Annotated in this window: 7 protein-coding genes; 2 read left to right on the top strand and 5 right to left on the bottom strand. The window is 38.7% G+C overall.

Features of this window, described 5'->3' with window-relative positions; translation table 11 throughout:
• The coding region (locus ABDH28_04880) for a hypothetical protein (protein ID MEN2998350.1) at window positions 1–368 on the bottom strand (368 nt) is incomplete at its 3' end.
• 337 nt (window positions 369–705) lie between these two features.
• Here ABDH28_04880 and glyA point away from each other — a divergent pair.
• Complete coding sequence (gene glyA, locus ABDH28_04885; protein ID MEN2998351.1) at window positions 706–1,992, top strand: serine hydroxymethyltransferase; 1,287 nt, start codon at window positions 706–708, stop codon at window positions 1,990–1,992.
• 25 nt (window positions 1,993–2,017) lie between these two features.
• Here glyA and ABDH28_04890 read toward each other — a convergent pair whose 3' ends face one another.
• The 4 genes from ABDH28_04890 to ABDH28_04905 all read right to left on the bottom strand — a co-directional run bounded on the left by ABDH28_04890 (window position 2,018) and on the right by ABDH28_04905 (window position 10,632).
• Entirely contained in the window at window positions 2,018–2,692 is a 675-nt protein-coding gene (locus tag ABDH28_04890; protein ID MEN2998352.1) for a hypothetical protein, read from the bottom strand.
• 280 nt (window positions 2,693–2,972) lie between these two features.
• Window positions 2,973–4,553, bottom strand: coding sequence for a YidC/Oxa1 family membrane protein insertase (locus tag ABDH28_04895; GenBank protein MEN2998353.1), 1,581 nt, complete (start codon window positions 4,551–4,553; stop codon window positions 2,973–2,975).
• Entirely contained in the window at window positions 4,553–8,740 is a 4,188-nt protein-coding gene (gene rpoC / locus ABDH28_04900; GenBank protein ID MEN2998354.1) for a DNA-directed RNA polymerase subunit beta', read from the bottom strand. Before rpoC ends, ABDH28_04895 begins: the two co-directional genes overlap by 1 nt.
• Window positions 8,741–8,766: 26 nt before the next feature.
• Window positions 8,767–10,632 (bottom strand): hypothetical protein, encoded by a 1,866-nt coding sequence (locus ABDH28_04905; protein ID MEN2998355.1) that lies wholly within the window; start codon window positions 10,630–10,632, stop codon window positions 8,767–8,769.
• A gap of 52 nt (window positions 10,633–10,684) precedes the next feature.
• Between ABDH28_04905 and ABDH28_04910 the strand changes: the two genes are divergently transcribed.
• A partial coding sequence (locus ABDH28_04910) for a hypothetical protein (GenBank protein ID MEN2998356.1) occupies window positions 10,685–10,901 on the top strand: 217 nt, incomplete at its 3' end.

Consider the following 10,901-nt stretch of genomic DNA (forward strand, 5'->3'; position numbering starts at 1 on the left):
GTATTACTCACAATACTCTCAGGTATGTCAAACAAAAAATCTGAGACAATCACATGAAAAGAGTTTTCGTCCTGAAATTGACTAAAATCTGAAGGTTTATTGTAAGTCTCTCCGAACTTTCTTACGAAGTCAAAACCCAAAGACACAAGGTAAGGTTCTACTTTCTTCACTTCATCCTTAGAACTTTCGGAGTAATCAAGATGCAAGACAATGCTGGGAGCCTTACTGACAACAGTATCAAACGTTAGAACTAATGGCAATGCTACCAGAAAAACAACTATCGTCACAAGTGAATATAGAATTTCCCTTCGTAGAACAAGAAGAATAACAACAACTACCAACACAAGAATGGCAAAAATCTCCATCATAACGCCTCTTCAAAGTCACAAAGGTTATAAACTACGATATATCCAAAATTTTAAACCCACAAGGAAGATTCTTACAGCTTAAGGGTAGTATTCCAGTCTCAATACTTTGATGTTATACCTAACACCACCAGCCTAACTCTTTGGTCTTAGAAAAAGACCAATCTGGCATAAAATTTGCTAATATATCAATGCCCTAACCACTCAGTATAATCCCTTCACTGGTGGAAACACTTAGACTGATTTCTCAGGTGTAGCAAGTGACAGGTTTAAGATGAGCTACTGGGACCTCCAACCGATATTGTTACTGGTAAAGCTCATCGTTTAAGATTATACCAATATGAAAGTGCACGATAAAGTAGTCTATCGCAGTATTTTGGATGCCATTAGAGGAGAATCTCTTGAAGAGATTGATCCTGAGATTTATGATGCCATACTCTGCGAACTTAAAAGACAGGAGTATCACCTTGAACTTATCGCTTCGGAAAATGCCGTATCAAGAGCTGTTTTAGAGGCAATGGGTAGTGTGTTAACCAACAAATATGCCGAAGGATACCCTTCAAAAAGATATTATGGGGGATGTGAGTTTGTTGACATAATTGAAAGTTTAGCAATAGAGAGAGCAAAAAAACTTTTTAATGCAGAACATGCCAATGTCCAACCTCACTCAGGTGCACAAGCTAATATGTCTGTCTACCTTGCATTCCTAAAGCCTGGAGACACTTTACTCGGCATGAACCTATCACACGGTGGACACCTAACTCATGGGAGCAAGGTAAATTCCTCAGGAAAACTATACAATGTAGTCTATTATGGGGTTAATAAGGAAACAGAGCTTATTGATTACGACGAAGTTGAAAAACTTGCAGAGGAGATAAAACCAAAGCTTATAGTATGTGGCGCTAGTTCATACTCAAGGCAGATAGACTTCAAAAGATTTTCAGAAATTGCAAAAAAGGTTGGTGCCTATTTGATGGCAGATATAGCACATTATGCTGGATTAGTAGTCGCAGGACTCTATGAATCTCCTGTTCCTTATGCCGACTTTGTAACAACTACTACTCACAAAACCCTAAGAGGACCAAGAGGAGGATTAATACTCTCAAAAGAAAAATATTCAAAAGAGATAGACAAATCCGTATTTCCTGGCATCCAGGGAGGACCTCTGATGCATGTTATCGCTGCAAAAGCTGTTGCATTCAAAGAAGCAATGACTGAGGAGTTTAGGCATTATCAAGCACAAGTCCTAGCAAACTCAAGAAAACTATCTCAATGCTTAGCGGAAAAAGGCTATAGAATAGTCTCCGGAGGCACTGACTCACATATGTTCAGCGTTGACCTAAGAAACAAAGAAATTACTGGCGCAGAAGCAGAAGATGTCCTTGATAAAGTAGGCATTACCGTTAACAAAAATGCAATTCCTTTTGACCCTAACCCACCCATGAACCCCAGCGGTATAAGAATAGGCACTCCGACCGTCACCACAAGGGGTATGAAAGAAAAAGAAATGGAAGAAATAGCTAACTATATTGACGAAGCTCTAAGAGAAAAAGACAATCCCCAAAAGCTAACAAGCATAAAAGAGAAAGTAATATCTCTTTGTAAAAAATTCCCCCTATACCTGTAAAACTTATCAGAAAAACTGATCAAGCCTACTTCTTGGAAGACGAAACCTTATAAAGCCTATACACAACCTTACCTTTCCTTCCGGAAATAGAAAAATTGACCTCATTACCAATAAGTCCAATCCCTTTACAAAAGTAATTTCTAACAACCTGTTTCTTTGAAACTCTCTCAATAACAACACAATTTGATATCTTCACAAAATTTCCAGAACCTGAAACGTTCGTCAAAGCGCTTCTGTAAATTTCAAAAACAGAATTCGTAGAAACAATCCTATTCGTCACCGTATACTCCCTAGGCTCAATAACATACCCATAGTCATCAATCCAAGTATTACCATTGCTTACAGGAAACTTTATAACCGTTTGATATAAATAGTTTTCACCATCTTTAACGAGATATCTAACTCTATCCTGAGACACTATAATATCAAAATCTTGCTTATCACCTATGAAAGTTTTATTTGAAAAGATACCTATTTTCATCTCAGACTTTAGAATTAGCTCATTACCTTGTTTCTCTATCCCTTTCACTCTTATTGAGGACATCAGCCCTTTATCAGACAAAAAGTAGTAAGTATACCCCATCGGTATCTTGAAAAAACTATATATAGGGTAGTGCTCCTCAACAACGTATTCAGAAACTTTACACCCAAAAGATAAAATTACCGAAAAACAAATCAACAAACAAAATATCTTTTTCACACCAGAATTTTAAACAAAACAAACCTCCAAATAACAACCAAATATGCTTACAAACAATAAAAGTCTAAAACCTGAGTTGGGTACAGTTTTTTCTCTCGCAGTCCCTATCAAGACCAAGTGAATACTCCTCCTAACAAATACCTAAGAGGTTTGGTATGAAGCAAACTTGTAACTAATGAAACTATCCAAAGACAAAAGAAGTAAGTAAAAAGTTTAGAATTTCACTTACTCACCTAACGGAAATTGGAATTTATTGGCCTACAAAACAGAAAACAAGCATTTAGTACTTCAGAGTTTTATTTATCACATACTGTTCAACCAAACCAAGTAGAGTTTGTATAGTCCAATACAACACAAGCGCAGAGGGTAGGTTCCAGAATATAAACATGAATATTATGGGTAGTAACCACATCATAAGAGTCTGTTGAGATTGCGTTTTTGAAGAAGTAATGTAAGTCTGAAGCAGAGAAACACCTGTCATTATAATGGGTAAAAGGTTAATTGAAGCAGGAAGTATAAAAAATCCCTCTAACTCCTTTATATACAGAACTGTATCAGGTTTTGTCAGATCCTTTATCCACAAAATTCCTTGCCCTTTGAGCTCTATAAACCCCGAAAGCACATTATAAAGCGCAATGAATATAGGAATCTGAAGTAACAGAGGTAAACAACCTGAAGCCGGATTAGCACCATAGATTCTGTAAAGTTCAGCAATCTCTGCATTCATCTTCTTGGGATCACTTTTATACTTTTCCTGAATTTCCTTAATTTTTGGAGCTATAAGCTGCAACCTCTTCATAGAAACAGCAGCTTTTATACTCAGAGGCTCTAAAAGTAGCTTGACTGCAACGGAAATAAGGATAACTGCTACTCCCCAACTCCCAGTAATACTGAAGAAAAAGTTTACAAGGAACTTCAAAAGATCGTATACTGGCTTAAGTATCCCCCCATCTTCAAGTGCTTTAAACCCGTAACCAAATGCTTCCAATACCTCATTCTTTCTGGGGGCTAGCAAAATCCTAACCCTATAGACTTTCTCATCGCCTCCTTCCATAATTTCAGTAGGAGACCTGAGACTCATCACTTTATTATGCCCATACTTTGAATCTCTAACGACAAACTCAGCCTTAAATTCTCCCTCAATAGGAATCATTCCAACAACAGTATATCTATTCTCCATCCATACTCCAGCAACAACTTCCTTATCCTTAATGGCATACCTTTCTGTTCCTGTAAAAATTGAAGTTGTCAAAGTTTCAACAAAGCTAAGATCCTTTTTCTCAATATACCCAGTCCTAAGATACATATAAGCAAAGCGTTCATCAGCGGTATCTGGTCCCAAAGGCCCACTGAAAACTAAAGAAACTCCTCCAAAAACGATCGGCTTTCTCATTTCGTTTCTTACTCTCACTACCATATCAAGCACATAGTTTGACACCGGGATAAATTCTCTATTCACTAAGAATCTACTCCCCCCCATCTCAACTCTACAGTTTCCCTTACTGTCAAAATATAATCTCTCAGGATTCTCACTGGATAGGATACTACCAAGAAGAAGAGAAAACGGTAATAAGGTATAGTTAGATTTTGATAGTTCATATTCCCTACCTTTGTATGAAAAAAAAATACTCTCTACCCCGCTTTCTGAGATGGTAAGCCTAAGGTCATTAGTATTAATGTAACTTAAAAACTTTTCTTTCACAGGAAGGACTTTTGAAGGCTTATCACTACTCACTGAGATCTGATTTGTTGCTGTTTTGTCTTGAACACTGGGCTTTCTTGGCGGGAAAAGGAGCACAAAACCAAACATCATTCCTAACCACAAAACTAGGAAAATAAACAATCTTACTTCCCTACTCATTACGCTACTCCTTCTCCCAGAAAACCAATAACAATTTTCTCTTCTTCCTCCTCTTTTCTCTTGAAATCCACCCTCTCGTAGTATGGAGCACCAGTTCCAACTGGCACAGGTCTACCCACTATCAGATTTTCCTTAAGACCTACAAGATAGTCCTCAGCCCCCTTTATTGCAGCCTCAGTTAATACTTTATGAGTTTCCTGGAATGATGCAGAAGAAAGAAAACTCTCACTAGTCAATGCAGCTCTTGATATTCCCAGTATGATTATTCTACCCTTAGCCGGCACACCTCCCTGAAGCATAATCTCGCTATTGACTTTTTCAAATTCACCTATACTTACAATTTGACCCATTATGAACCTAGTATCTCCTGGATCAACTATCCTGACTTTCCTCACCATCTGTCTTATTATAATACCTATATGCTTATCATCTATTTTTACACCTTGATCTTTGTATATACTCTGAATCTTCGTAAGCAAGTATTTTGAAACTTCCTCAACACCTAAAACTTGAAGCATTCCTTGCAAAGACCTTTCACCATCACAGAGTTCTTCACCAACCTCAACGTAATCTCCATTTCTGACATACAAATACCTACCAGGTGGAATCTTATGTCTTACTTTATTACCAAACTGATCCTCAACTACAACCACAACTTTACCTTTCTCTACTTCAATTGTTACTCTTCCAGAAATCTTAGCAAGAACACTTTGATTTTTCACACCTCTTGCCTCAAATAGGTTTGTGACTCTAGGCAACCCAGAAACTATATCGTAGGTTCTTCTTCTTGACCTACTTCTTTTAGCAAGTATCTCTCCAACCTTGACTCTATCACCATTTTTAACTCTAAGTTCAGCATCTGCAGGAACAAAATCTACAGATCTCACGTTTCCAAAATCATCAAGTATCTTAAGAATCTTATCCCTCTGGGCAGTAGGTTTAGTAGTATCTTCTTCTATTATAACACTCCCTTCTTGCTCAGAAATTATTGGCTCATTGTATGGATCAAAGCGTACTATTGGAACATTACTCTCAACCAAATCTCCCTCATTCACCAAAATTACAGACCCTATAGGTATTTTGACAAGGGTTTCATCAGACTCAGTTATGAAAAGCTTATTACGACTTACTCCACCTTTAAGATATTCCCAGGCTTTAAGTTCACTTCCATTCTTAAAGACAGCTATAACTTCTCCTTCCTCAAACTCTCTAAACTCTCCTTCACCAACATTAATACTACTAAACTGATCTAAATCGTATATATGGTAAGTAGAGGAAATAGGATCAACAACCTTAGACAATACCTTGTAAACCGATATATTTCCTTTCCTAGTCGTAACTTTTTCGTTATCTTGATTCACAACATAACACTTTGTTATATCATTTATGAACACAGGGACATTGAAGTCTATCCAGCTTTTCTCAACTATTGCTGAAGCAATACCTCCTGTATGGAAAGTTCTCATAGTAAGCTGAGTTCCAGGTTCGCCTATTGACTGAGCTGCCATAATACCAACTGCCTCTCCTATACGCACAGGTCTGTTATGAGCAAGATCCCATCCATAACACTTTGCACAAACACCTCTTTCAGATTCACAAGTCAATACATGTCTTATCATTACCCTAGACACTCCGGACTTCTCTATTTGCTTAGCTTTTTCAAAATCTATTATCTCATTAGCTTTGACTATTATCTCTCCAGTTTGTGGATCGTGAACATCAAACAGCGCAGTCTTACCTATAAGCCTCTCAATCATTCCCTCTCTACCACCCTCTTCATCTTCAGAAACTACTATACCCTTGGCAGTACCACAATCTTCTTCGGTAACAACAACAGAATGCGAGATATCCACCAATTTTCTAGTAAGATATCCAGCCTCCGAAGTCTTAAGAGCAGTATCTGCTAACCCCTTTCTACCACCATGAGCCGAAATAAAATACTCCCACAATCCAAGTCCTTCCTTGAAGTTAGACTTAATAGGAAGCTCTATTATCTCGCCTGAAGGCTTAGACATAAGACCACGCATTCCCGCAAGCTGTTTAACCTGTTCCCTGTTTCCTCTTGCCCCAGAAGTCATCATCACATACACAGGATTAAATCCACCCTGATCCTCCCTAAGTGTATTCTCCATCTCTTTCTTTATCCTGTCTCCAACATGCGACCATATGCTTATTATCCTATTAAACCTCTCATCATTGTTTATAAAACCTTTCCTAAACTCTTCATCAACCTTACTTTCTTCCATCTCTGCCTTCAATATAAGTTCATATTTCTGTTTGGGTATTTTTATATCCTCTATTGATATAGTTGAAGCTCTCTTGGTTGCATAGTAGTAACCCAATTCCTTCATATTCTCAAGAAGCTTTACCGTCTCCCACCTACCACAAACCATATAACACTCTTTTACAAGATTGTTAAGATCCTTGTTTGTCATATTCTTGTTCACAAATCTTAATTTCTCTGGTAGAATTGAGTTAAATACTACCCTTCCAACAGTGGTTCTGAATCTTTGACCCTTATACGCAAAAAGTATACTCTGGTAAGTACTCAACTCACCACTATCCCATAGGTACCTGACCTCATCAAATGAACCGAAAATCTTAAGCTTTTCATCACTATGCTCACCCTTGTCAATAGACTTTGTAAGGTAGAACAACCCTAACACCATATCTTGCGTTGGGAACATTACAGGTTCACCAGTTGCAGGCTTAAGTAGGTTTCTTGCAGAAAGAAGCAACACCCAAGCTTCAACTTGTGCTTCAGGTGACAACGGAACATGAACAGCCATCTGATCTCCATCAAAGTCAGCATTATAAGGATGACAAACTAGTGGATGCAAATGAATAGCATTATCCTCAACCAACACAGGTTCAAAAGCTTCTATACTAAGCCTGTGTAAAGTAGGAGCCCGGTTTAACAACACAGGATGTTTAGAAACAACTAACTCTAAACATTCGTGAACTCTTGGGTCATGGTAAGTTTCAGCTATGTTTTTGGCTTGTTTTATATTGAAAGCATACTTTCTTGAAATAAGTTCTTTCATTATAAAAGGCTTAAACAGCTCTACTGCCATTCTCCTAGGAATCCCACACTGCCAAAGTTTAAGTTTAGGATCAACAACTATCACAGACCTACCAGAGTAATCTACTCTCTTTCCTAACAAATTCTGCCTAAACCTTCCCTGCTTACCCTTAAGTAGTGCAGCAAGCGACCTCATTACCTTACCAGAAGAAGTTTTAACGGGATTCTTCTTTCTGGAGTTATCTATAAGTGCATCAACTGAATCTTGTAGTAATCTTTTCTCACTTTTTATTATTATTTCCGGAGCGTTCAAACTTATAATCTTCTTCAGCCTATTGTTTCTGTTAATGATCTTTCTGTAAAGCTCATTAAGATCAGAAGAGGCAAATCTACCACCGTCCAGTAATACCATAGGCCTAAGCTCTGGCGGTATAACAGGCAAAGCTTCTATAACCATCCACTCAGGCTTTATACCAGATTTTATGAGACTAGTTATAATATCAAGTCTCTTTATAACCTTTGGATCACCCCTCTCACCAGATTCCTCTACTTCCTTCCTCAACTTCTTCTCAATTGCCTCAAGATCAATAATCTCCAGAGCTTGCTTTATCGCCTCTGCACCGGTTTCTGCAGTAAATCTCCCTTTATACTTCTCGGAATACCTTTCATACTCCTGGTCAGTAAGAATCTGGAACTGTTTAAGATCAGGAACATCCCCTGGATCAAGCACTAAGTAACTATCGTGATATATGACACTTGTAAGCTCAGCAGTAGACCCAACACCTAAGATCAACCCAATTTTACTAGGTATTATCTTATAAAACCATATGTGAACAACCGGTGCAACAAGCTCTATATGCCCCATCCTCTCCCTTCTAACCTTTGACTCCGTAACCTCAACACCGCACTTATCGCAAACTATACCCTTATACCTCTTAGACTTAAATTTACCACAGTGACACTCGTAATCCTTAGTAGGACCAAATATTCTTTCACAAAAAAGCCCATCCCTCTCAGGTCTAAGCGTTCGGTAATTTATTGTCTCCGGTTTCTTGACCTCACCATAAGAATACGCTCTAACAACCTCCGGAGAAAAAATAGAAATTCTTATTCTCTTCACATCCCTAATATCAAATTCTGAGCTCTTTCTAGAAGCAAAAACCATACATTCCCTCCCAAAAATTCAGGGGATTAGCCCCTTTTACTCCTACTTGCATGGACATGCTTATCTTTAGGAAAAACATATACATAATTCCCATTTCTATCAAATATCTCAAGATCTAGCAACAATCCCCTCATCTCATTTACTAGAACCTTAAACGACTCTGGAACATTATACTGAGAAACATACTTGCCCTTAGTTATACCATCATAAGCCTTAACCCTACCTTCAATATCATCAGACTTCACCGTAAGCATTTCATGCAATAACGTTGACGCACCATAAGCCTCAAGTGCCCAAACCTCCATCTCTCCTAACCTCTGACCACCAAACTGAGCTCTTCCACCCAGAGGCTGTTGAGTGATAAGGGAGTATGGACCGGTAGAACGTGCGTGTATTTTGTCATCTACCATATGGATGAGTTTCAGCATATACATATATCCGACTGTCACTTCCATATCGAAAGCTTCTCCGGTTCTACCATCTATCAACTTAACCTTTCCGGTTTCCTTTACACCAGCTGCAGAGAGCATCTTCTTAATATCCTCTTCTGTAGCACTCTCAAAGATGGCAGTTTCTACAGGAATACCTATCTTCACTAAATCTTTCACAAGGTCATAGAACCTCTCATCGTCCAGTTCCTGGAGATATTTTTTAAGATTCTGTGTATCCTCTTCTCTTATCTTTGCAAGTAGAGGGTCTGACACATCGTTAACGATGGAGTAGTACTTAACTATAGCCTCCGTTATCTTCTCTCTATCCCTTATACCCTCTATCTCTTTACCTAGGATTTTACCAAGTTTGCTGGCAGCTAAACCCAGATGAGTTTCAAGTATCTGACCTACGTTCATACGAGAAGGAACACCTAGAGGGTTTAAAACTATATCTACCGGAGTTCCATCTTCTAAAAAGGGCATATCCTCAACAGGCAGAACAACTGAGATTACACCTTTATTACCGTGTCTACCTGCCATCTTGTCTCCAACCTGAATCTTTCTTTTCTGAGCTATGTATACTTTAACTAACTCGTTCACACCTGGCTTTAGGTCAGCTCCTTCCTCTACAGCCTCCTTCCTCTTCTGGTAGATACTCTCCCATAGCTCTATCTGGACTTTTGCCTTTTCAATAACTTCCTCAACTTTTTTTACGACTTCCTTATCTCCCAAGAAGTTTGAAGGGTTTATAACTATAACCTTGATAGCTTTTTCAAAGTTCTCTTGAGATATTTTCTCTCCTTCGTTAATAACCAACTCTCCTGCAACTTTAACATCCCTAATGACGGTTTTATCAAGGAGTATCTCCCGAAGTAGTTGGTCTCTCCTCTCCAATATAAACTTCTTCTTGTCCTCTAGCTCTCTGTTGAGCTGTTCTACCTCTCTCTGGGTGAGAGTGTCTATATACTTGTCTTTTCTGTCCTTTTTGTCTTTCTTCTTCTTCCTTGCAAAGATTTGAACATCTATAACTACACCTTCAACACCTATTGGAACCCTCAGAGATGTATCTTTCACATCGCTGGCTTTCTCACCAAAGATTGCGTGGAGGAGCTTTTCTTCCGGAGTTTGGGCTGTCTCACCTTTAGGTGTAACCTTACCAACCAGTATATCCCCAGGTTTGACGTAGGCACCAACTCTGATTACCCCGTGCTCATCTAAGTTTGCAAGGGCCCTCTCATTTAAACCCGGAACGTGTCTGGTTATCTCCTCTGACCCTAGTTTTGTTTCCCTTGCTTCTACCTCAAACTCCTCTATATGGATTGATGTAAACACATCATCCTTCACCAACCTCTCGGAGATAACTATAGCGTCCTCAAAGTTATAACCTCTCCACGGCATGAAGGCAACCAACACATTCTTACCAAGAGCTAACTCTCCCTTGTAAGTGGATGTATGTTCCATCTGCTATCACCGCACCTTTTTCGACAACATCTCCAAGCTTCACGAGAGGTCTTTGGTTCATACAAGTAGACTGGTTAGATCCTCTAATTTAACCAACTCGTATATATCCATCCCTATATCAAGAGGGTCGTTTTTCGTTTATTTCTTCCTCGTTAACCTTTATAGTGATAGATTTACCATCTACTTTGATAACTGTTCCACCCCTTTTGCAACGACTACCGCACCACTATCCTTGGCAATCTTAACCTCCATTCCAGTTCCAACTATAG

Source organism: Brevinematia bacterium, from assembly GCA_039630355.1.
Classification (GTDB): Bacteria; Spirochaetota; Brevinematia; order DTOW01; family DTOW01; genus SKYB106.